This is a genomic window from Pseudomonas triclosanedens, from assembly GCF_026686735.1.
Lineage (GTDB): Bacteria > Pseudomonadota > Gammaproteobacteria > Pseudomonadales > Pseudomonadaceae > Pseudomonas > Pseudomonas triclosanedens.
In genome coordinates this window covers 4610820-4632274 of record NZ_CP113432.1, presented here as the reverse complement: position 1 = coordinate 4632274, position 21455 = coordinate 4610820, and the positions used below count along the sequence as shown (strand labels likewise).

At 65.2% G+C, this 21455-nt stretch carries 19 protein-coding genes; 7 read left to right on the top strand and 12 right to left on the bottom strand.

The window, feature by feature from the left end:
• Positions 1-44: 44 nt before the first annotated feature.
• The 5 genes from OU419_RS21445 to OU419_RS21425 all read left to right on the top strand — a co-directional run bounded on the left by OU419_RS21445 (position 45) and on the right by OU419_RS21425 (position 5095).
• Positions 45-968: an ABC transporter ATP-binding protein gene (locus OU419_RS21445; protein ID WP_254470734.1), complete on the top strand. Its 924-nt coding sequence runs from the start codon at positions 45-47 to the stop codon at positions 966-968.
• Positions 965-1699: an ABC transporter permease subunit gene (locus OU419_RS21440; protein ID WP_254470735.1), complete on the top strand. Its 735-nt coding sequence runs from the start codon at positions 965-967 to the stop codon at positions 1697-1699. Before OU419_RS21445 ends, OU419_RS21440 begins: the two co-directional genes overlap by 4 nt.
• A 10-nt stretch (positions 1700-1709) precedes the next feature.
• Positions 1710-3548 carry a GldG family protein gene (locus OU419_RS21435; protein WP_254470736.1) on the top strand — a complete coding sequence of 613 codons (1839 nt, stop codon included), beginning with the start codon at positions 1710-1712 and terminating at the stop codon, positions 3546-3548.
• 10 nt (positions 3549-3558) lie between these two features.
• Entirely contained in the window at positions 3559-4527 is a 969-nt protein-coding gene (locus tag OU419_RS21430) for a DUF4340 domain-containing protein (protein ID WP_254470737.1), read from the top strand.
• Between the two features lie 358 nt (positions 4528-4885).
• A complete protein-coding gene (locus tag OU419_RS21425; protein WP_015476243.1) occupies positions 4886-5095 on the top strand; it encodes a cold-shock protein in 210 nt (69 codons plus the stop codon).
• 65 nt (positions 5096-5160) lie between these two features.
• Here the strand turns inward: OU419_RS21425 and OU419_RS21420 are convergent, their stop codons facing one another.
• The 5 genes from OU419_RS21420 to OU419_RS21400 all read right to left on the bottom strand — a co-directional run bounded on the left by OU419_RS21420 (position 5161) and on the right by OU419_RS21400 (position 10437).
• Positions 5161-5532, bottom strand: a complete 372-nt coding sequence (locus OU419_RS21420) for a hypothetical protein (protein ID WP_254470738.1) — start codon at positions 5530-5532, stop codon at positions 5161-5163.
• Between the two features lie 42 nt (positions 5533-5574).
• Complete coding sequence (locus tag OU419_RS21415; RefSeq protein ID WP_254470890.1) at positions 5575-6384, bottom strand: putative RNA methyltransferase; 810 nt, start codon at positions 6382-6384, stop codon at positions 5575-5577.
• A complete protein-coding gene (locus OU419_RS21410) occupies positions 6384-6569 on the bottom strand; it encodes a hypothetical protein (protein ID WP_254470739.1) in 186 nt (61 codons plus the stop codon). Before OU419_RS21410 ends, OU419_RS21415 begins: the two co-directional genes overlap by 1 nt.
• Entirely contained in the window at positions 6566-7723 is a 1158-nt protein-coding gene (dapE, locus tag OU419_RS21405) for a succinyl-diaminopimelate desuccinylase (protein WP_254470740.1), read from the bottom strand. Before dapE ends, OU419_RS21410 begins: the two co-directional genes overlap by 4 nt.
• A 119-nt stretch (positions 7724-7842) precedes the next feature.
• Positions 7843-10437: a glycosyltransferase gene (locus OU419_RS21400; protein ID WP_254470741.1), complete on the bottom strand. Its 2595-nt coding sequence runs from the start codon at positions 10435-10437 to the stop codon at positions 7843-7845.
• 291 nt (positions 10438-10728) lie between these two features.
• Between OU419_RS21400 and tcdA the strand changes: the two genes are divergently transcribed.
• The gene (gene tcdA / locus OU419_RS21395; protein WP_254470742.1) at positions 10729-11535 is read left to right on the top strand and encodes a tRNA cyclic N6-threonylcarbamoyladenosine(37) synthase TcdA; all 807 of its coding nucleotides are present in this window, start codon (positions 10729-10731) and stop codon (positions 11533-11535) included.
• A gap of 83 nt (positions 11536-11618) precedes the next feature.
• On the opposite strand, the gene OU419_RS21390 is transcribed toward tcdA, so the two are convergent.
• From OU419_RS21390 to OU419_RS21370, 5 genes are all read right to left on the bottom strand, one after another.
• Positions 11619-12026, bottom strand: a complete 408-nt coding sequence (locus OU419_RS21390; RefSeq protein ID WP_254470743.1) for a SufE family protein — start codon at positions 12024-12026, stop codon at positions 11619-11621.
• Entirely contained in the window at positions 12023-13228 is a 1206-nt protein-coding gene (locus tag OU419_RS21385) for an aminotransferase class V-fold PLP-dependent enzyme (protein WP_254470744.1), read from the bottom strand. Before OU419_RS21385 ends, OU419_RS21390 begins: the two co-directional genes overlap by 4 nt.
• A gap of 94 nt (positions 13229-13322) precedes the next feature.
• Positions 13323-14357: a 2,3,4,5-tetrahydropyridine-2,6-dicarboxylate N-succinyltransferase gene (gene dapD / locus OU419_RS21380; protein ID WP_254470745.1), complete on the bottom strand. Its 1035-nt coding sequence runs from the start codon at positions 14355-14357 to the stop codon at positions 13323-13325.
• Positions 14358-14399: 42 nt separating this feature from the next.
• Positions 14400-15026, bottom strand: coding sequence for a LysE family translocator (locus OU419_RS21375; RefSeq protein ID WP_254470746.1), 627 nt, complete (start codon positions 15024-15026; stop codon positions 14400-14402).
• A gap of 11 nt (positions 15027-15037) precedes the next feature.
• Positions 15038-15397, bottom strand: a complete 360-nt coding sequence (locus tag OU419_RS21370; protein WP_254470747.1) for an ArsC family reductase — start codon at positions 15395-15397, stop codon at positions 15038-15040.
• 162 nt (positions 15398-15559) lie between these two features.
• On the opposite strand from OU419_RS21370, the gene OU419_RS21365 reads away from it, so the two are divergent.
• Positions 15560-17221 (top strand): Na+/H+ antiporter, encoded by a 1662-nt coding sequence (locus OU419_RS21365; protein ID WP_254470748.1) that lies wholly within the window; start codon positions 15560-15562, stop codon positions 17219-17221.
• 120 nt (positions 17222-17341) lie between these two features.
• Here OU419_RS21365 and dapC read toward each other — a convergent pair whose 3' ends face one another.
• The gene (dapC, locus tag OU419_RS21360; RefSeq protein ID WP_254470749.1) at positions 17342-18538 is read right to left on the bottom strand and encodes a succinyldiaminopimelate transaminase; all 1197 of its coding nucleotides are present in this window, start codon (positions 18536-18538) and stop codon (positions 17342-17344) included.
• A gap of 18 nt (positions 18539-18556) precedes the next feature.
• Positions 18557-21259: a [protein-PII] uridylyltransferase gene (locus tag OU419_RS21355; protein WP_254470750.1), complete on the bottom strand. Its 2703-nt coding sequence runs from the start codon at positions 21257-21259 to the stop codon at positions 18557-18559.
• Between the last annotated feature and the right edge of the window lie 196 nt (positions 21260-21455).

The following is a 21455-nucleotide window of genomic DNA, read 5'->3' as shown; positions in this document are numbered from 1 at the left end:
TCCAGCGTTTCCGAGTTCCCGGGACGGGCGCACGGTGAGAGACCATGATCGAAATAACAAGACTCACAAAACGCTTCGGCCAGCAAACCGCCGTCGATGACCTGTCGTTCAGCGTGGCGCAGGGGGAGGTGCTGGGTTTTCTTGGCCCCAACGGCGCCGGCAAGTCCACCACCATGAAGATGCTCACCGGCTTCCTCGCGCCGACGTCCGGCACCGCGAGCATCCTCGGCCATGACATCCTCCGCCAGACGCTCAAGGCGCAGCGGCAGATCGGCTATCTGCCAGAAGGCGCGCCGTGCTATGGCGACATGACGGTGCGTGCATTCCTCGAATTCATCGCCGAGATCCGCGGTTTCCGTGGCGCGCAGAAGCGCGAGCGGGTCGGCCGGGTGGTCGAGCAACTGGAGCTTGAGCGCGTGGGCGAGCAGTCCATCGAAACCCTTTCCAAGGGCTTCAAGCGCCGCGTCGGCGTGGCTCAGGCGATCCTCCACGATCCGCGGGTGCTGATTCTCGACGAGCCCACCGACGGCCTTGATCCGAACCAGAAGCATCAGGTGCGCGAGCTGATCCGCAGCCTTGCCCACGAGCGCATCATCATCATTTCCACGCACATCCTTGAAGAGGTCGCGGCGGTCTGCACCCGCGCGGTAGTGATTGCCAACGGCCGCCTGGTGGCCGACGGCACGCCGCTGGAGCTGGAAAGCCGCTCGCGCTATCACCAGGCGGTGACACTGGTGGCCGAGGGCGAGCTCGACCGCGCAGCGCTGGCGGCGCTGCCGGGAGTGGCGGATGTCGAGCAGAACGCCGGGGACGGCAGCCTCACCGTACTGGCGCAGCCGGGGCAGGTGATCTTCCCGCAGGTCAACGCGCTGATCGCGGAGCGCGGCTGGCGCGTCCGCGAGCTGGATGTCGAGCGCGGCCGCCTCGACGAGGTGTTCCGCAGCCTGACACGGGGAGAAGCGGCATGACGCAGTTGCCAGTCATCTTCAGGCGCGAACTGGCGAGCTATTTCGCCACGCCGCTGGCCTACGTGTTCATCGTGATCTTCCTGGTGCTGTCGGGAGTCTTCACCTTCTATCTGGGCAGCTTCTACGAGCGTAACCAGGCCGATCTGAACGCCTTCTTCAACTTCCATCCGTGGCTCTACCTGTTCCTCATCCCGGCCATCGCCATGCGCCTGTGGGCGGAGGAGCGCAAATCCGGGACCATCGAGTTGCTGATGACCCTGCCGATCACCCGTGCCGAAGCGGTCACCGGCAAGTTCTTCGCTGCGTGGGCTTTCGCTGGGCTGGCATTGCTGCTGACCTTCCCGATGGTCATCACCGTCAACTATCTGGGCGAGCCGGACAACGGCGCCATCCTCGCCGGTTACCTGGGCAGTTGGCTGCTGGCTGGCGCGTACCTGGCCATCGGTTCGTGCATGTCGGCGCTGGCGAAGAACCAGGTGATCGCCTTCATCCTCGCGGTAGCGGTGTGCTTCGTGTTCATCGCTAGCGGCTTCCCGCTGGTGCTGGATCTGTTCAGTGCCTGGGCGCCGCAATGGCTGCTGGATGCGGTGGCTTCGATGAGCTTCCTGACGCGCTTCGACGCCATCAGCAAGGGTGTGATCGACCTGCGCGATCTGCTCTATTTCGCCAGCCTGATCACCGCCTGGCTGGCCGCCACCGCTGTGGTGGTCGACCTGAAGAAAGCCGACTGAGGACGCCCAGATGAAAAAGGTGATGTATTCCGGGGCCGGACTCGCGGTGATCGCGCTGCTGTTCCTGGCCTTCAACATGGTCTCCAGCCTGCTGTTCACCAGCGCGCGACTGGACCTGACCCAGCAGAAGCTCTACACCATTTCCAGCGGCACCAAGCAGATCCTCGGCGCCCTGGAAGAACCGGTGAACCTGTACTTCTTCTACTCCGACAAGGGCAGCCGCGACCTGGTACCGCTGCGCAACTATGCCAAGCGCGTCGAAGAGTTGCTGCGGGCCTACGAGCGCCAGGCCGGCGGCAAGATCCGCCTGCACCTGATCGACCCGCAGCCGTTCTCCGAGGACGAGGACAAGGCTACCGAGTTCGGCCTGCAGGGCGTACCGCTGCCGGGCGGTGGCGACTCGCTGTACTTCGGCCTCGCCGGTACCAACGCGCTGGACGACGTGCAGGTGATCCCGTTCTTCCAGCCTGACCAGGAACAGTTCCTCGAATATGACGTCAGCCGCCTGATCCAGGGGCTGGCGCAACCCAGGCGGCCAGTGGTCGGCCTGATCAGCACGCTGAACATGAACGGCGGTTTCGACATGCAGACCCAGCAGCCGACCTCGCCCTGGATGCTGCTGGAGGAAGTGCGTCAGCAGTTCGACCTTAAGAGCCTGAAGCAGGATGTCGACCGGATTCCCGATGACGTCAGTGTGCTGATGCTGGTACACCCCAAGCACCTGCCACAGCCGACGCTGTACGCCATCGACCAGTTCGTGCTGCGCGGCGGCAAGCTGCTGGTGTTCGTCGATCCCTACAGCGAAGCCGACCAGGCATCGCCGATGGCTGCGCTGGACGGTGGCGGCGAGCCGGCTTCCGACCTGGAGCCGCTGTTCAAGGCATGGGGCGTCGAGTTGCTGCCCGGGCAGGTGCTGGGCGACGGCACCTACGCCATGAATATCAGCATGGGTCAGGGGCAACGTGCGGCGCACCATCCCGCCTGGCTCAACCTGGACCAGCGTGCGCTGGACCCGGATGATGTGACCACCGCCGGCCTGAGCAGTATCACCCTGGCTACCGCTGGCATTCTCAAGCCGCTGGCGGGAGCAACGACTCGCTTCACTCCGCTGCTGCAAAGCTCGACCATCGCCATGCCATTCGAGGCCCGGCGCTTCGCCACGCTGCTGGAGCCGGGCATGCTGATGCGCGAGCTCAAGCCCAGTGGCGAGCGTTACACCCTCGCCGCACGTATCCAGGGCCCGGCCAGCAGCGCGTTTCCGCAGGGTATCGAAGGCATCAGGGATGGCTTGAGGAGTGCGCAGAACATCAATGTGATCGCCGTCGCCGATACCGACCTGCTCACCGATCGCATGTGGGTACAGGTTCAGGACTTCTTCGGCCAGCGCCTGCCGCAACCCTGGGCAGACAATGCCAACTTCGTGATCAACACCCTGGATAATCTGGCTGGCTCCGACGCCCTGATCAGCGTGCGTTCCCGTGGCCGCTTCAGCCGGCCTTTCACCGTGGTGGATGAGCTGCAACGCCAGGCCGAGTCGCGCTTCCGCGAGAAGGAGGACGTGCTCAAGCAGCGCCTGGCGCAAACTGAACAGAAGCTGGCGGCGTTGCAGAACCAGGATCCGAGCAAGGTCACGGAGCTCACGCCCGAACAGCAGCAGGCTGTGCAGCAGTTCGTCCAGGAGCGCGTGCGCATCCGCAAGGAATTGCGCGACGTGCAGTTCCAGCTCAATGCCGATATCGATGCCCTCGGCACGCGTCTGAAAGTCATCAATATCGCCCTGGTCCCGGTGCTGCTGACGGTCGCTGTTCTGGCCCTGTGGCTCTGGCGCCGCCAGCGCCGGCACGCCTGAGGAGGACACCATGCAGCGCAGGAGTCTGTTGTTGCTGATGGCACTGGCGGCGCTTCTGGGCGGGCTGTTCTTCTGGCTGCAGCGCGCGCCCGAGCCGCTGCCGGAGCAGGACACCCGCTATCTGCCGGGGCTCGACCCGCAGCAGGTCAGCGCCGTACGCATCGAGCGCCCCGGCCAGCCGCCCATCGAGGTGGCGCGCAAGGACGGTGGCTGGGTGATGCCGGCCAAGGAAGACTACCGGGCTGCAGGACGCCTGATCGGTGACCTGCTGCTGGAGCTGGCGCAAGCCCGCAAGGTCGAACCCAAGACCCGCGATCCGGCCAACTTCCCGCGGCTTGGCCTGGCGGAAAAGGGGGAGGGCGCCGCCGTGCGCCTCACCGTGCTGCGCTCGTCCGGCGCACCTGTCGACCTACTGCTGGGCAAGGCGGCGCAGCAGGGCGGGCGTTTGGTTCGGCAGCCGGGAAACGACCAGGCGTGGTTGATCGACCAGCCCCTGAACCTGCCGCCCGATGAGCTGGACTGGCTGGATCGGCGAATCACCGCCATCGCTTTCGAGGACATCGCCGAGGTATCGGTGCGCTATCCACAGGGCGAAACCCTTACCGTCTTCCGCGACCAGCCTGGCGAGCCCAACCTGCGGGTGCGGCAGTTGCCCAAGGGTACGAAACTGCCTGTCGAGGCGGCTGCGAACGGCATGGCGCTGCCGTTCGGTGATTTGCGCTTCAACGAGGTGGCGCCGCTGAGCCAGGTGCAGTTCAAGGGGCCGCCGCAGCTTTCTCTGACCGTGAAGACCCTGGATGGTGCACACCTTCTGGCGCACCTGCAGCGTCAGGGCGACCAACCCTGGCTGTTGCTGGATCGGATAGAAGGATTTGCCGAGGGGCAGGTCCTCGCGCGCAGCGACTGGGCATATCGCCTCGAGGCGGAGCAGGCCGACGCGTTGGCGCGCCGTCTGGCCGATTTCAAGGGGGAGCGCTGAGATGGCTCAAGGTGTTGCGAAAACGCCCGGAACCATCGTCCAAAATTGCGAGCAAGTCCACGTTCGAAACACTTTCGTTACGCAGGGTAACGAGCACCAAAATGGCTCTGCAGGCCCCGAAAAATGGCACTTTGGCTTGTTTGGTCATAGGGTCGCGGAGTTGATGAAAAAGTGCTTTCCACCTGTAACTTTTGGTTTATATACTCGGGATGGCGGTCGCCTTCTGGCGTTATTCGAATTACCTCCAACGAGGCTTTTGCCTGGGGCGGGATGAGGAAAACGTACTGACGGACGAACCGTTGAAGTCCTCATTCCCGGGGGCCATCCAAAAATAATAGGCAAGTTGGAGAGTGTGGTAATGGCTGATCGTGAGGTCGGAACCGTCAAGTGGTTCAATGACGCCAAAGGTTATGGATTCATTCAACGCGATAGCGGTCCGGACGTTTTCGTTCACTACCGTGCCATTCGTGGCGATGGTCACCGCTCCCTGGTTGAAGGCCAGAAAGTGGAGTTCTCGGTGATCCAGGGTCAGAAAGGCCTCCAGGCGGAAGACGTCGCCAAGGTCTGAGCCCCCGAAAACAAAGGCCCGTCCAATGGACGGGCCTTTGTTTTTCAAACCTTGCCAGGGGCGATTCAGCCCGTGCGCCAGGTGATCTCTTCGACGCCCGCGGCAGTCACTTTCAGCCAGCGGTCCGCGTCCTCTTCGCCTTGGTCCTCGCTCCAACTGCCTGGCGCGCAGCGTACTTCCACCTCCAGGGCCGCGCAGGCATCGCGCGCGCAGGCAACATCGTCGTCCCACGGGGTCTTGGCGCTGTCCAGGAACAGGCTGTTCCACTTGCCCACGGCTTTCGGCAGCCAGGTCACTGGAATGCTGCCGGCGGTGCACTTGAGCGTCTCGCCCTGGGCGCGCCATTCGGAGCAGGGGCCAAGTGCCCTTTCCAGCCAGGCGCTGACGGCGGCCTGGTCGGCGTCCTTGATATAGATCTCGATGTCCGGTTGGCGCATGGCGTCCTCGTAAGCCTGTTCAGGGCCGGTGTCGAACCGGCTTCAGGGTTTTTGGCGTTCCAGCCAATCGTAGCGTACCGCGACCGTGACCTCGAAGGGCTCGGCGAGGATGCGCTCGCGTCGCTCGGCGTTCACCCGCCAGCCGTGCGGGGTCATGGCCAGCAGGTGCTCGCGGGATTCGCGGGTTTCCAGCGGCAGCTTGAAGCTCAGTTGTTCGGTATGTGCCAGCTTGAGCTCTTCGGGCAGGTCGGCAAGGTGCTTGTCTTCGACGTACTCGCGAACTTCGTCGTACAGGCGCTGACGCAACTCCAGCAGATGATCGCGCGCCGGGCCCAGGCGCAGTACGCCGCCGCCGGGCGCGAGCAGGCGAGCCGCTTCCTTCCAGTCGATCGGGCTGAATACGCTGGCCAGTAGTTGGCAGGAAGCATCGGCCAGCGGCACGCGGGCCATGCTGGCGACCATCCAGGTCAGTTGCGGGGCGCGTTTGCAGGCGCGTTTGACGGCTTCGCGGGAGATATCCAGGGCATAGCCATCGGCGTCGGGCAGGGCTTCGCCCAGTTGCGCGGTGTAGTAGCCCTCGCCGCAACCGATGTCCAGCCAGTGCGACGGAGCGCGTTCGGCGGCCAGTTCGGCCAGGCGCCCGGCCAGCGGCGCGTAGTGGCCGGCACCGAGGAAGTAGCGGCGTGCCTCGACCATCGCGGCGTTGTCGCCCGGGTCGAGACTCTTCTTGTGCTGCACCGGCAGCAGGTTCAGATAGCCCTGGCGCGCGCGGTCGAAGCGGTGGCCGGCGGGGCAGGCCACGCCGTTGTCGACCACGCCGAGCGCCTCACGGCAGAGCGGACAGATCAGCATCATTTCTTTCCCTGGGATGGCCCCAGCGGTGGCGGCAGGTCGTTGCGCAGCACGGTCGGCAGCGAACGGCGGCGCTGGGCGATCTGGTAAACGCGCAGCGCATAGCGGCGCTCGGCGGCCGGGGCAGGGGGCGGGGTGTCGGGCTGGATGGCGCCCAGGCAGAAGCCTTTGTTCGGTCCACTCATGCCAGCAGTCGCACCAGGGTCTGGTAGTAGATTTCGGTCAGCACGTCGAGATCGCTGGCCAGTACGCGCTCATCCACCTGGTGAATGGTGGCGTTCACCGGGCCCAGCTCGACCACCTGGGTCCCCATCGTGGCGATGAAGCGGCCGTCGGAGGTGCCGCCGGAGGTGGACGGCGTGGTCTCGCGGCCGGTGACCGCGCGAATCGCCGCCGCTACGCCGTCGAGCAGCTCACCCGGTTGGGTGAGGAACGGCAGGCCGGACAGCGCCCAGTCGATGTGCCATTCCAGTCCATGCTTGTCGAGGATGGCGGCAACGCGCTGCTGCAGGCCTTCGACGGTGGATTCGGTGGAGAAGCGGAAGTTGAAGATCACCTTCAGCTCGCCGGGAATCACGTTGGTGGCGCCAGTGCCGCCGTTGATATTGGAGATCTGGAAGCTGGTCGGCGGGAAGTAGTCGTTGCCATCGTCCCAGTGCTCGGCGGCGAGCTCCGCCAGGGCGGGCGCGGCCAGGTGGATGGGGTTCCTGGCCAGGTGCGGGTAGGCCACGTGGCCTTGCTTGCCGCGCACGGTCAGGGTGGCGCCGAGGGAACCACGACGCCCATTCTTGACCACATCACCCACCAGGGTGGTGCTGGACGGCTCGCCGACAATGCACCAGTCCAGACGCTCGTTGCGCGCCTTCAGGCGTTCGACCACGGCCTTGGTGCCGTGGTGGGCCGGGCCTTCCTCGTCGCTGGTGATCAGGTAGGCGATGCTGCCGCGATGGTCAGGGTGGTCGGCGACGAAGCGCTCGGTAGCGATGATCATCGACGCCAGGCTGCCTTTCATATCTGCCGCGCCACGGCCGCAGAGCATGCCGTCGGCATCGATCAGTGCGTCGAATGGCTGGTGCTGCCAGGCCTGTTCGGGGCCGGTCGGGACCACATCGGTATGGCCGGCGAAGCACAGCACGGGGCCGTTGGCGCCGTCACGGCCCTGGCGCAGGGCCCAGAAGTTGTCCACCTCTTCGATGCGCATGGGTTCCAGGGTGAAGCCGCAGGCGTCCAGGCGCTGCATCATCATTTGCTGGCAGTCGGCATCGACCGGTGTGACGGAGGGACGGCGAATCAGCTCGCAGGCGAGGGCCAGTGTCGGCGAGAGGGACATTGAGGGCATCCTGGGGGTGGAACGGAAAGGCGCCCATCTTAAAGCAAAAACGCCGGCGCATGGCCGGCGTTGCTGCGAGGAGACGGATGGTCGGGCGCAGGAGCAGAGACCGCTACGCCCGCTTCGCCTTATGTGGTTGCCGGATTGGCGGCCGGCGCCAAATGCGGCTTGGGCGCGGACGACAGCAGCGCCATGACCAGCGCGGCCAGATAGGGCAGGGACTGCACCAGCAACATCGCCACCCAGAACATCATGTCGCGGCTCGGTACGCCCTGCACCAGCACGATACCCAGCGCAGCCCCCCACAGCAGGAGCATGATGAAGACTTCCTCCCGCGCTTCGGCGAGGGCGACGAGGATGCCATGGGTGGAGGCCATCTTCGGCGTACGGATGAACGGAATGGTCTTGGTGAACGCCCCGTACAGCACCGCCTTGGCAATCGTGTGCGAGAGCGCCAGCCCTGCCACCGCCGCCTGGAACGAGCGCAGCAGGTTCACGCCCACCGCGCGGCGGTAGAGGAACATGATCTTGCCGAACTTGAAGAAGAACAGCGCCAGCGGCGGGATGGCGAAGATCAGCAGCGGCGGGTCGACCCGTTTGGGCACGATGATCATCGCCGACGACCAGAGCAGTGCGCCGATGGTGAAGAAGATGTTCATGCCATCGGCTATCCACGGCAGCCAACCGGCGACGAAGTGGTAGCGCTGGCCGGTGGTCAGCTTGCTGTCCTTGCCCTGGAACAGCGCGCGGGCGTGGCCCTTCATGATCTGGATGGCGCCGTAGGCCCAGCGGAAACGCTGCTTCTTGTAGTCGATGAAGGTGTCTGGCATCAGGCCCTTGCCGAAACTCTGGTGCGAGTAGGCCGCCGAATAGCCTTTCTCGAACACCCGCAGGCCCAGTTCGGCGTCCTCGCAGATGGTCCAGTCGGCCCACTTCAGCTCGTCCATCACGGTGCGGCGGATCATGGTCATGGTGCCGTGCTGGATGATTGCGTCGCGGTCGTTGCGGGTGACCATGCCGATGTGGAAGAAGCCCTTGTACTCGGCGTAGCAGAGTTTCTTGAAGGTGTTTTCCTCTCCGTCGTAGTAGTCCTGCGGCGACTGCACCACGGCGATCTTCGGATCGGCGAAGTGCGGCACCATGTGCTTGAGCCAGTTAGGCTCGACGCAATAGTCGGCATCGATTACCGCGATGACCTCAACGTCGGGCGCGGTGTGCGGCAGGATGTAGTTCAGCGCGCCGCCCTTGAAGCCAGCCAGCGGTGCGACGTGGAAGAAGCGGAAGCGTGGGCCGAGCACTTCGCAGTAGTCGCGCACCGGCTCCCACACCGCCGGGTCTTTGGTGTTGTTGTCGATGATCAGGACTTCGAAGTCCGGATAATCGAGCTTCGCCAGGGCGTCCAGTGTCTTCTTCAGCATCTCCGGCGGTTCGTTGTAGCAGGGAACGTGCACCGAAACCTTGGGCCGATAGCCCTGGTCGGCGAGAATCGGATCGAACGGCCTGCGGCGCTTGCGGACCCAGACGGTCTCGGCCAGTTCATGGGCCTCGGTGAGCAGGACGATGAACACACCCAGCGCGCCGATGCCCAGCAGCCCGCCGACGGTCATGCTGAACCAGGTGCTGTATTGCTGGCTGTAGTCGTAGGCGATCCACACCAGCACCGAGCCGCCGGCGAAGGCGACTACCGAGAGGAATGTGCGGCCGCGCTGGCGCAAGGCGCTGCTGTCGATCATCAGCAGGGTCAGGGCCAGCAGCGCCATCACCACCGATGCTACCGCCAGGGCGCGCCATTGCGGGATGTTGACCACAGGGCCCTCGAAGTTGAACTTCGGCTGGCGCTGGGCGTTGTATACGCCCCAGTAGGCGCCGACCGAGCCTTCGTCGCTGACTTTCCACGGCTGGTCGAAGGCTTCGACGACGAAGTAGTTGTAGCCCTTCTTGTTCAGGGCATTGGTCAGGCGCCGCAGGTAGATGGCCTGGTCGGCCTGGGTGGCGTCGGCACCGCCGCGCATACGGCCGTTGCTCGGCCAGCCCACTTCGGCGAGCAGCAGCGGCTTGCGCGGGAACTTGGCGCGCAGTTCGCGGGCGCGGTCGAGGACGAACTGCACCGACTCGTCCATCGGGGTGAATTCCCAGTACGGCAGCACGTGGGCGGCGATCAGGTCGACGTGCCTGGCCAGTTCCGGGTACTTCTCGTAGATGTGCCATTGCTCGGCGGTGGTCACCGGTACCTTCACCGCCTTGCGCACACGGTCCAGGTAGGCGGTCATCTGCTCCACCGTGACCTCCCGGCGGAACAGTGCCTCGTTGCCGACGATCACCCGCACCACGCTGCGCGAGTTGTTGGCGATTTCGATGCCGCGGGCGATTTCCGCCTCGTTCTCCGCTTCGTCCGGGCCTATCCAGATCCCCAGGCTGACGCGCATGCCCAGTTCCTCGGCCAGGCGCGGGATGTCGGCCAGCGAACCTTTGACCGAGTAAGTACGGATGTTGTCGGTCCGCTTCGACACCAGTTCAAGGTCCGAGCGGATTTCGTCGTCGCTGGGGAACTGGTTCTTCTGCGGATTCTGGTTCAGGCGGAATGGCGAGAAGGAGAAACCGGAAATGCTTTCCGGCCAGTCGGGAACGCTGACAGGGCGGTTGTACAGGGCCCAGAAGCCGGTGAAGAGCGCCGCGAGGGCGACGAAGACCACCAGGTTGAGGCCGAACTTGCGTGCAGGCATGGTGCGATCGGGTTCCAAAGGGTGGAACGGGGAAGGCCGGAACGGCATCCGGTCGGGGCGCATCCTACCCCGCACTCCACGGGCTGTACAGGCTGCCGGCCGGGGGCGGGCAGGCTTGTTCCGCGAGTTTAGAATGAGGTCTGGATGCGTGCCTGGGGCTGCGCCGGATCAGCTTTGTTGCATGGCCTGGATGTGAAGAGGACGGCAGGTGGTCCGGCATCTCGATGCAGGGTGCGCCAAACGCGGGCAGACCCTATAGAATGCCGGCCGTTTCGATGCGAGGGCAGGGTGATGGAACTGGATGAACAGCGTTTCGGCGGCATTTCGCGGCTTTATGGCCGTGAGGGCCTGGAGCGGCTGGCGGCCAGCCACGTGGCGGTAGTGGGAATCGGCGGCGTTGGTTCCTGGGCGGCCGAGGCCCTGGTCCGTAGTGGCGTGGGCAAGATTTCCCTGTTCGACCTCGACGATGTCTGCGTCACCAACACCAATCGCCAGGTCCATGCCATCCAGGGCGCCGTTGGCAGGCCCAAGGTGGAGGTAATGGCCGAGCGCCTGAAGGCGATCAACCCGGCCGTGGTCGTCCATGCGGTTGCTGATTTCGTCACTCGTGAAACGATGGCGGAGTACATCACCACCGAACTGGATTGCGTGATCGACTGCATCGACAGCGTTGCCGCCAAGGCCGCGCTGATCGCCTGGTGCAAGCGCCGCAAGCTGCAGATCATCACCACCGGGGGCGCCGGTGGCCAGGTCGACCCGACGCAGATCCAGGTCGCCGACCTCAACAAGACTTTCAACGATCCGCTGGCCGCCAAGGTTCGCTCGACGCTGCGCCGCGACTACAACTTCTCGCGCACGCCGGGCCGCCACTACAGCGTGCAGTGCGTATTTTCCACCGAGCAACTGCGCTACCCGAAGCCGGACGGCACGGTCTGCCAGTCCAAGAGCTTCGTCGGCGAAGGGGTGAAACTGGACTGTGCCGGCGGCTTCGGTGCGGTAATGATGGTCACCGCTACCTTCGGCATGGTCGCGGCGGCGCGGGCAGTGGACAAGATCGTGGCCGGTGCACGGCGGCCGTCGGAGCGCTCTGGCGGCTGAATGCTTTGTGTGGGAGCGGACTTCGTCGGCAACGTGCCGGAAACGTCGTGGATGGAATCCGCTCCTGTGCATATGCCGTCACATCAGGTGCCGATCAGCTCCTGCATCCGCCTCAGCACGGCATTCAGCCCGTTGCTGCGTGATGGCGACAGTTGCCGGCCCAGGCCCAGTTGCTCGAACCAGCCTGGCAGATCGATGGCGGACAGCTCCTCCGCCGGCAGGCCGTCAACCCGGGCCAGCAACAGCGCCAGCAGGCCGCGCAGCAGGCGGGCGTCGCTATAGGCGCGGAAGTGCCAGCGGCCGGCGCGGGGTTCGGCGACCAGCCAGACATTGCTCTCGCAGCCGTGCACGCGCTGTTCGTCGCTGCGTTCGATGTCGCTCAGTGGTTCCAGGCTATCTCCCCACTGCATCAGCAGGCGTGCGCGCTGTTCCCAGCCGCCCAGCGCGGTGAAGGCCAGCAGCGCTTTTTCGGCAGCGCTTGGCAGGGTCATCGCAGCAGCTCCAGCGCGCCATCGAGGGCATTGAAGAAGCGTTCCAGGTCGCTGCCGTCGTTGTACAGGCCGAGGGAGACGCGCAGGGCGCCGGCGACGTCCAGGGTCTTCATCAGCGGCATGGCGCAGTGGTGGCCGGCGCGCACGGCGATACCCTGTTCGGTGAGCAGGTGGCCGAGGTCGGCGACGTGCACACCTTCGACCGTGAAGCTGGCCAGCGCCACTTCCGGTTCGCCCAGTACCAGTACGCCGTCGCGGGCACGCAGTCCGGCAAGCAGGCGGGCGTGGAGCAGGTCTTCGTGGGCGGCGACTTCAGCGCCGTCCTGCCCTCCGAGCCAGTCCAGGGTGGCGCCGAGGCCGATCACCGCGCCGATAGCGGGGGTGCCGGCTTCGAAGCCGATGGGCGCGTTGTGAAACTGGGCGTCGAAGTAGTCCGCCACGCGAACCATCTCGCCGCCGAACTGCCAGTGCGCCAGGCGCTCCAGCGCTTGCGGGCGGCCCCAGAGCAGGCCCAGTCCGTCCGGCCCGTAGAGCTTGTGGCTGGAGCAGACGTAGAAGTCGCAGCCCAGCGCCGACAGGTTGTGCCGTCCGTGTACTACGCCCTGGGCGCCATCCACGACGGTCAGCGCACCATGCTGTCGGGCCATCTGCAGCAGATCCGGCAATGGCTGCCAGGTGCCGAGCACGTTGGACAACTGGCTGACGGCGAGCAGCCGGGTGCGCGGGCCGATCAGGCCGGCGGCGCGGTTCAGGTCGACGCGCCCGGTGCTGTCCAGCGGGAGCACCACCAGCTTCAGGCCGCGGCGCTGCGCCAGTTGCTGCCAGGGCAGCAGGTTGGCGTGGTGTTCCAGGGCGCTGATGGCGATTTCGTCGCCCGCCTGGAACTGGCTTTCCAGCCCGTAGGCCAGCAGGTTCAGCGCTTCGGTGGCGCCACGGGTGAAGATGATCTGAGCCGGGCTGCCACCATTGAGCCAGTTGGCCGCAAGGGTGCGGGTCGCCTCGAAGGCGCGGGTGGCGCGTTCGCCGGGCAGGTGTTGGGCGCGATGCACGTTGGCGGCGCCGCTGGTGTAGTAGCCGGCCAGGGCGTCGATCATGGCGCGCGGTTTCTGCGCGGTGGCAGCGCTGTCGAGGTAGGTCTGGCCTTCTGCCTCGAAGGCGGCGAGGGCCGGGAAGTCGGAGCGCCAGGGCGAGGGAATGGACATGGGCGTGCGGCCGGTTGTGGAGAATGGAAAACGGGGGCCGCAGCCCCCGCTTCTCAAAGCTTAGTGCGTACCCCGCGCGAGCGGGGCGCCAAGCTTAGTTGTGTGCGTGCAGCGCTTCGTTCAGCTCGATCGCGGTCTTGTTGGTCTTGCACTCGACCGCACCGGTCTGGGAGTTGCGGCGGAACAGCAGGTCGGCCTGGCCGGCCAGGTCGCGCGCCTTGACCACTTTGACCAGGTTGTTCTGGTCGTCCAGCACGGCGACCTTGGTGCCGGCGGTGATGTACAGGCCGGACTCGACGATGTTGCGGTCGCCCAGCGGGATGCCGATACCAGCGTTGGCGCCGATCAGGCAGCCCTCGCCTACGCTGATGACGATGTTGCCGCCGCCGGACAGGGTGCCCATGGTGGAGCAGCCGCCGCCAAGGTCAGAGCCCTTGCCGACGAACACGCCAGCGGAGACGCGGCCTTCGATCATGCCGGGGCCTGCGGTGCCGGCATTGAAGTTGACGAAGCCTTCGTGCATCACAGTGGTGCCTTCACCGATGTAGGCGCCCAGGCGTACACGGGCGGTGTCGGCGATGCGCACACCAGCCGGCACTACGTAGTCGGTCATCTTCGGGAACTTGTCCACCGAGAAGACTTCCAGCAGCTTGCCTTTGAGGCGTGCTTCCAGTTGCAGTTCGGCCAGTTCGGTCAGGTCGACGGCGCCCTGGTTGGTCCAGGCGACGTTCGGCAGCAGCGGGAAGATGCCGGTCAGGTTGAGGCCGTGGGGCTTGGCCAGGCGGTGGGACAGCAGGTGCAGCTTGAGGTAGGCCTCGGGGGTGGAGCTGAGGGCGGCGTCTTCTGCCAGCAGGGTGGCGACCAGCGGCTTCTGGCTCTCGGCCAGGCGGTTCAGCAGAGCTGCCTGGGCAGCGTCCACGCTCTCGACAGCGTCGGCCAACTGATAGGCCTGGTGGGCGGTGAAGGCGATCGCCTGGTTGCCGCCTTCGTAGTTCAGCAGCGGGGTGATGGCGGCGACCAGTTCGGCGCTGGGGTTCAGCAGCGGCTGCGCGTAGAAGACTTCCAGCCAGTTGCCCTGGCGGTTCTGGGTGCCGACACCGAAGGCCAGGCTGAACAGGGATTTCGACATGTGGGGATTCCTTAAAAAGATATTCTCTAAGAACGAATTCGGTCAGGCCGGACGGCGGCTGAGCAGCAGGCCCAGCCCGGCGCTGCCCAGCAGCGCGGCACAACCACGGTTGAACAGACGCCGGACGCGTGCGCCGGCGAGCAGCTTGCCGAGGCGGACCCCGGCGAGCCCGTAGAGGGCAATGGCGAGCCATTCCAGCAGCAGGAAGGCTGCGCCAAGTTGGGCGAACTGGACACCCACAGGCTGGTGCGGGTCGACGAACTGCGGCAGGAAGGCGGTGAAGATGAGAATCGCCTTGGGATTACCGGCGGCTACCCAGAACTCCTGGCGAACCAGGCGCCAGAGGCTGGCGGTTGGCGCCGGGGCGCCGTCGACACCGAGGTTGGCGGCCGGTGCGCGCCAGAGCTGGATGGCGAGCCACAGCAGGTAGCCTGCGCCGACCACCTTGATCGCCAGGAACAACCAGGCCGAGGTCTGCAGCACCAGAGCCAGGCCCGAGGCCGCCAGTGCCAGCATCCCGGCGAAGGCAAGCAGGCGCCCGCCGCCGGCGAGGGTGGCCCGCAGCAGGCCGAAACGCGCGGCGTTGTTCAGCGACAGCAGGTTGTTCGGTCCCGGCGCCAGGTTCAGGGCGAAGCAGGCGGGGAGGAACAGGGCCCAGGCAATGCTCATGGCGGACGGCCTCAGGCCAACGCTGCGGCGTAGTTGTCGGGCTTGAAGCCGACCAGGGTACGACCACCGAGGTCGAGTACCGGGCGCTTGATCATCGACGGCTGGGCCAGCATCAGTTCGATGGCCTTGGCCTGGTCGAGATCGGCCTTCTGGGCGTCGTCGAGCTTGCGGAACGTAGTGCCGGCACGGTTCAGGATGGTCTCCCAGCCATGCTCGCCACACCATTGTTCCAGGTGCGCGCGGTCTATTCCGCTAGTCTTGTAATCGTGGAACGCGTACTCGACGCCATGCTCGTCCAGCCAGGTGCGGGCTTTCTTCATGGTGTCGCACGCTTTGATTCCATACAGCGTCCGCTGACTCACGGGGCGCATCTCCTTCTCGTGCTTTTTTACAGGCGCGGGATTATGCCATTTCCGCAGCGCTTGGGGGACGCCGGTGGGAGGCTGTCCGATTGCAACAATCTTTTGCCCGCCTTGCGGCTGATCCGTCGCGCGGGCGATGGTTCAATGGAGCGCTGTGCTGGGAGTTCGTCGATGCAAACCGTTTACACCGTGCTGATCCTGCTGTTGACCGTAGGGGGCACGCGGCTCGCCGCGCAACTGATCCCGTTACCTCTGCCGCTGATCCAGATCGCCGCCGGCGCAGCGCTGGCGTGGCCGAGCCTGGGCCTGCACGTGGCGCTTGATCCCGAACTCTTCATGTTCCTGTTCATTCCGCCGCTGCTGTTCGTCGACGGCTGGCGCATGCCAAAGGGCGAGTTCTGGAAGATGCGCGGGCCGATCCTGGCGCTGGCCTTTGCGCTGGTGCTGATGACGGTAGTGGTCGGCGGTACCTTCATCCATCTGATGATTCCGGAGATACCCTGGGCCGCGGCCTTCGCCCTGGCGGCGGTGCTGTCACCGACCGATGCCCTAGCCGTCTCGGCGATCGCCCAGAACCGGCTGCCCAAGCGCCTGATGCACGTCCTGCAGGGCGAGGCGCTGATGAACGATGCTTCGGGCCTGGTGGCGTTCAAGTTCGCCATCGCCGCCGCCATGACCGGGACTTTCTCGCTGATGGACGCCAGCCTGTCGTTCCTGCTGGTGGCCATCGGCGGCCTGGCCTGCGGTGTGCTGCTGAGCTGGCTGCTGGGGCGCATTCGGGGCTGGATGATCCGCCGTGGCTGGGACGACCCGGCGACGCATGTGGTGCTGATGCTGTTGCTGCCGTTCGCCTGTTACATGATCGCCGAGGAAATAGGCGTGTCCGGGATCCTGGCGGCGGTGGCCGCGGGCATGATGCAGAGCTGGGTCGACCTGTTGCCGCGGCAGACCAATACCCGCCTGCTCAACCGCAGTGTCTGGTCGATGCTGGAGTTTGCTTTCAACGGTGTTGTGTTCCTGCTGCTGGGGTTGCAGTTGCCGGACATTCTCAAGTCGGTGTCGCACCACGCCGACGACATGCTCTGGCGTTCATCGCTGTTGGCGTTCTACGTGCTGGCGGTGTTCGTCGCGCTGCTGTTGTTGCGCTTCGCCTGGGTCTGGTGCTACTGGAAGGTTTCGGTGCGCTTCGAGCGCTGGTGGGGCGTGGAGCTGGGCGGCCGGCCGGGCGAGCCGACCCTGCGGCTGTCGGCCATCTCGGCACTGGGCGGCGTGCGCGGTGCGGTGACGCTGGCGGGTGTGCTGTCGGTGCCGCTGCTGCTGGGCGATGGTTCGCCCTTCCCGCAGCGCGATCTGATCATCTTCATCGCCGCTGGAGTGATCCTGGTTTCACTGCTGGCGGCGACCATCGGCCTGCCGATCCTGCTGCGCGGGCTGCCGGTCGCCAGCAATGACCAGCGTGAAATCGAGGCCCAGGTGGTATGGCGCAAGACCGCCGCGGCGGCGATCCATATGCTGGAAAGCGAGGAGCTGCCTGTCGGCGAACATTCCGATGCGGAGGAAACGGCGCGCCTTGCCGAAGTGAAGGCGCGGCTGATGGCCGAGTACCGACATGAGCTGGACCCGGCGCCGGATAGCAAGGAAGCGCGCGAGCGTGCACGCAGCCTGGAGCTGGCCGACCAGGCATTGCGCATCAAGGCGTTGCGCGCCCAGCGCCTGGAGTTGTACCGCATGCGCCGTGAACACGAGATCGACGACGAGACCATGCGCGAGGTGCTGGGGGAACTGGACAACCAGGAGGCCTGGGTGACCAGCAAGGCGGCACGCTGGGTGTGACGAGCTCTTCGTAAGAGCGAGGATTGTTCAGGCTGTAGGGCGGATAACCTGGAACAGGTTATCCGCCGTAACCCGCGCGGCGGATAACGCTGGCGCGTTATGCGCCCTACGCAGGCAGCGTCAGAGGCCCTGCACGTAACGCTTGATGCGTTCTGCCGCTTCCACACATTCCGCCAGCGGGGCAACCAGCGCCATGCGCACGCGATTGGCGCCGGGGTTCTCGCCGTTCACTTCGCGCGACAGGTAGGAGCCCGGCACCACGGTGACATGCTGCTGGCCGAACAGGCCGCGGCAGAATTCGGTATCGGCGATGGGGGTTTTCGCCCACAGGTAGAAACTACCGTCGGGGCGCTGCACCTCAAGCACACCGGCGAGGATGTCGAGCACTGCATCGAACTTCTCCCGGTACATGTCGCGGTTGGCGCGTACGTGGTCTTCGTCCTTCCAGGCGGCGACGCTGGCCAGTTGGGTCTGAACCGGCATGGCGCAGCCGTGGTAGGTGCGGTAGAGGAGGAATTTCTTCAGTACCTCGGCGTCACCGGCGACGAAGCCCGAGCGCAGGCCTGGCAGGTTGGAGCGCTTGGACAGGCTGTGAAACACCACGCAGCGCGCAAAATCCGAGCGGCCCAGTTCGGCGCACGCGGTCAGCAGGCCGGCCGGCGGGTTCTGTTCGTCGAAGTACAGCTCGCTGTAGCACTCGTCGGCGGCGATCACGAAGTCGTGCTCGTCGGCAAGGGCGACCAGCTTCTTCAGGGTTTCCAGCGGTACCAGCGCACCGGTTGGGTTGCCCGGGGAGCAGAGGAAGAGAATCTGGCAGCGCGCCCATACATCTGCAGGCACGGCGTCGAAGTCCGGGTTGAAACCGTTGGCTTCCAGACACGGCAGGTAGTGCGGCTCGGCCCCGGCCAGCAGGGCTGCGCCTTCGTAGATCTGATAGAACGGGTTCGGGCTGACCACCAGGCCATTGGCGTTGCGGTCCACCACGGTCTGCGTGAAGGCGAACAGCGCTTCGCGGGTGCCGTTCACCGGCAGCACATGGCGCGCCGGGTCAAGCCAGCCCGCCGGCACTTTGAAGCGGCGCTCGCACCAGGCGGCAATGGCTTCGCGCAGGGTGGGGATGCCCAGGGTGGTCGGATAGACGGCGAGCTGGTCGAGGTTGGCGCTCAGCGCTTCGGCGACGAAGCTCGGCGAGCGGTGCTTGGGTTCGCCGATGGACAGTGCGATCGGCTTCATATGCGCTGGCGGCTGGGCGCCGGCGAGCAGGGCGCGGAGCTTCTCGAAGGGGTAGGGCTGGAGCGAGTCGAGGGCAGGATTCATGGGGGCAAGGCTCGTTTTCTAGATACTGATGCGGACCGGGATGGTGTCCTGTCCGCTGGCTTCTGAAAGGGTTTCCACCAGCGCGCCCTGGATGCGTTCGCACAGTTCGGGGTCGGAGAGCGGCTGGTTGTGGGCGTCGGTGACGAAGAAGACGTCTTCCACGCGCTCTCCGAGGGTGGCGATCTTGGCGTTCTGCACCGAGAGGTCGAAGTCGAGGAAGAGCCCGCCAATGCGCGCAAGCAGGCCTGGGCGGTCGGGTGCGATCACTTCCAGCACGCTGACCTGGCGCGCCGCGTCGGTGGAAATGGTTACCTGCGGGGCGAAGGCGAAGTGCTTGAGCTGGCGTGGCACGCGGCGCTGGATAATGTTCGGGTAGTCGTCCGGGTCCTTCAGCGCATTGACCAACCCTTCGCGAATTTCCGCAACTCTGGTTGGATTGTCTCCGATCGAGCCGCCATCGGCGTCAAGAACTATGTAGGTGTCGAGAGTGAACAGGCTGGTGGACGTGATGATCCGCGCGTCCTGAATGTTCAGGTTGAGCTGGTCCATCGCCGCCACGGTCACGGCGAAGAAGTCGTGCTGGTCGGCCGCGTAGATGAATATCTGGGTGCCACCCTCGAATTCGCGCTGGGCGGTTTCCTTGATCAACACCAGCGGAGTGCCGTCGTCGGGATGCTGGAGGATGGCTTCGGTGTGCCAGGCCACATCGGCGGCGGTATGGCGCAGGAAGTAGTCGTCGCCCAACTGGCTCCAGAGTTGCTCCGCATCGTCCTGGTCGATGCCGCCGCGCACCAGGATATCGATGGCCGCACTCTGGGTCTGGCGAATCTGCTCTTCGCGATCTACCGGGTTTTCCAGGCCGCGACGCAGGGCGCGCTTGGTCTCGGTATAGAGCTGCCGCAGCAGGCTGGCACGCCAGGAGTTCCACAGTGTGGGGTTGGTGGCGTTGATGTCGGCCACGGTCAGCACGTAGAGGTAGTCCAGGTGCGTCTGGTCGCCCATCAGTTGGGCGAAGTCGTAGATCACCTGCGGATCGGAGAGGTCCTTGCGCTGCGCGGTGGTCGACATGATCAGATGGTTCTGCACCAGCCAGGAGACCAGGTTGGTATCCCACGGTGGCAATTGGTGGAGCTGGCAGAATTGCTCGGCGTCTACCGCGCCCAGTTCGGAGTGGTCGCCGCCACGACCCTTGGCGATGTCGTGATAGAGGCCGGCGATGTAGATCAGTTCGGGCTTGGGCAGGCGCTCCATGATCTTGCTGGCCAACGGGTACTTCTCGGCCATGTCCGGGCGGCGCAGCTTGCGCAGGTGCTTGATCAGATTGAGGGTGTGTGCATCGACCGTATAGATGTGGAAAAGGTCGTGCTGCATCTGCCCGACGATCAAGCCGAACTCCGGCAGGTAGCGGCCGAGGATGCCATAGCGGTTCATCCGGCGCAGGTTGCGGTGGATGCCTTCCTTGCACTTGAACAGCTCGATGAACAGGCTGGTGTTGCGGATGTCGTGGCGGAAGTCGTCGTCGATCAGGTGCCGGCTGTCGCGCAGCAGGCGGATCGTGTCCGCGCGCACGCCCTTGATCTCCGGGTGTTGGGCCAGCAGCACGAAGATTTCCAGGAGAGCGAACGGCGTGCGCTTGAAGACGTTGGCGTGGGTGACCTCCAGGTAGCCGTCGCGCAGCTGGAAGCGGCTGTTGAGCGGCTGGATGTGGCCGTTTTCCCCGGCGCGCAGTATCACTTCCTCGAAGTGCTGCATGATCAGGTCGTTCAACTCGGAAACGGCCATCACCACGCGGTAGTACTTCTGCATGAAGCGCTCGACGGCCAGCTTGGCGTCGTTGCCTTCATAGCCGAGCAGGCCGGCGATGCGCCGCTGATGATCGAACAGCAGGCGGTCTTCGGCACGGCCGGCGAGCATGTGCAGGGCGTAGCGGACCTTCCAGAGGAATTCCTGGCTGGAGGCCAGGACCGAGCATTCGCTCTCCACCAGGAAACCTTCGCGCACCAGGGCGTGCAGGTTGAGGCTGCCGAAATGACGGCGGGCGACCCAGAGCAGCGTCTGGATGTCGCGCAGGCCGCCGGGCGAGCCCTTGACGTTGGGTTCGAGGTTGTATTCGGTATCGTTGTATTTGGTGTGGCGGTGAATCTGCTCTTTGCGCTTGGCCAGATAGAACTGGCCGCTTGGCCACATCTGCGCCGGGCCGGTGGCATCGAGCATGCGCTGGCGCAGGCTGTCCGGGCCGGAAATGGTGCGGCACTCCATCAGGTTGGTCACGACGGTCAGATCGGCACGCGCCTCGTCAGCGCATTCGGCCACCGAGCGCACGCTCTGGCCGACCTCCAGGCCGATGTCCCAGAGCAGGGTGAGGAAGCCTTCGATGGGTTGGCGGAAGCTTTCCTGGTCCTCGCTTTCGAGCAGGATGAGGATGTCGATGTCCGAATGCGGATGCAGTTCGCCTCGACCATAGCCGCCCACGGCGACCAGCGCGATGTCGGCGTCGTCGCCCCAGTCGAAGCGGTTCCAGGCCTGTTGCAGGATCTGGTCGATGAACCAGGCGCGGTCCTCGATCAGCCGGCGAATATCGCGGCCGCCGTTGAAGCGGGCGTCGAGCACTTCGTTGGCCTGGCGGATGGCCTTCTTGAAGGCGGCGATAGGGCTGGACTTGAGGGCCAGTTCCGCCTGGAACTGCCCGCGGTCGAACAACTCGGGATCTACCTGCGGCATGACAGCCTTCCTGATCAATGGCTTGGAACCCGTGCGCGAACTGCTGAACGTCGGCAGAACTGCGTTGAAAACAGGCTCGGAAGTCGCTTGCGGCTAACGCACTTCGGTACGGCCCCGAAGGGACGAGCGTAGCGAGTACTGCTCATTTACCCTCCGCGTCCTCGCATGTTTGATTCGCTGGCGCTCGCCTTCCGGG

Bases quoted from the DNA above. Each gene is read 5' to 3' on its own strand.
- OU419_RS21435 (WP_254470736.1), top strand. From the start codon at position 1,710: ATGAAAAAGGTGATGTATTCCGGGGCCGGACTCGCGGTGATCGCGCTG.
- OU419_RS21365 (WP_254470748.1), top strand. From the start codon at position 15,560: ATGCAAACCGTTTACACCGTGCTGATCCTGCTGTTGACCGTAGGGGGC.
- tcdA (WP_254470742.1), top strand. From the start codon at position 10,729: ATGGAACTGGATGAACAGCGTTTCGGCGGCATTTCGCGGCTTTATGGC.
- dapC (WP_254470749.1), bottom strand. From the start codon at position 18,538: ATGAATCCTGCCCTCGACTCGCTCCAGCCCTACCCCTTCGAGAAGCTC.
- OU419_RS21385 (WP_254470744.1), bottom strand. From the start codon at position 13,228: ATGTCCATTCCCTCGCCCTGGCGCTCCGACTTCCCGGCCCTCGCCGCC.
- OU419_RS21375 (WP_254470746.1), bottom strand. From the start codon at position 15,026: ATGAGCATTGCCTGGGCCCTGTTCCTCCCCGCCTGCTTCGCCCTGAAC.
- OU419_RS21415 (WP_254470890.1), bottom strand. From the start codon at position 6,384: ATGCTGATCTGTCCGCTCTGCCGTGAGGCGCTCGGCGTGGTCGACAAC.
- OU419_RS21445 (WP_254470734.1), top strand. From the start codon at position 45: ATGATCGAAATAACAAGACTCACAAAACGCTTCGGCCAGCAAACCGCC.
- OU419_RS21390 (WP_254470743.1), bottom strand. From the start codon at position 12,026: ATGACCCTGCCAAGCGCTGCCGAAAAAGCGCTGCTGGCCTTCACCGCG.
- OU419_RS21425 (WP_015476243.1), top strand. From the start codon at position 4,886: ATGGCTGATCGTGAGGTCGGAACCGTCAAGTGGTTCAATGACGCCAAA.
- OU419_RS21355 (WP_254470750.1), bottom strand. From the start codon at position 21,259: ATGCCGCAGGTAGATCCCGAGTTGTTCGACCGCGGGCAGTTCCAGGCG.
- OU419_RS21370 (WP_254470747.1), bottom strand. From the start codon at position 15,397: ATGCGCCCCGTGAGTCAGCGGACGCTGTATGGAATCAAAGCGTGCGAC.
- OU419_RS21420 (WP_254470738.1), bottom strand. From the start codon at position 5,532: ATGCGCCAACCGGACATCGAGATCTATATCAAGGACGCCGACCAGGCC.
- OU419_RS21440 (WP_254470735.1), top strand. From the start codon at position 965: ATGACGCAGTTGCCAGTCATCTTCAGGCGCGAACTGGCGAGCTATTTC.
- OU419_RS21400 (WP_254470741.1), bottom strand. From the start codon at position 10,437: ATGCCTGCACGCAAGTTCGGCCTCAACCTGGTGGTCTTCGTCGCCCTC.
- OU419_RS21430 (WP_254470737.1), top strand. From the start codon at position 3,559: ATGCAGCGCAGGAGTCTGTTGTTGCTGATGGCACTGGCGGCGCTTCTG.
- OU419_RS21410 (WP_254470739.1), bottom strand. From the start codon at position 6,569: ATGAGTGGACCGAACAAAGGCTTCTGCCTGGGCGCCATCCAGCCCGAC.
- dapD (WP_254470745.1), bottom strand. From the start codon at position 14,357: ATGTCGAAATCCCTGTTCAGCCTGGCCTTCGGTGTCGGCACCCAGAAC.
- dapE (WP_254470740.1), bottom strand. From the start codon at position 7,723: ATGCCCTCAATGTCCCTCTCGCCGACACTGGCCCTCGCCTGCGAGCTG.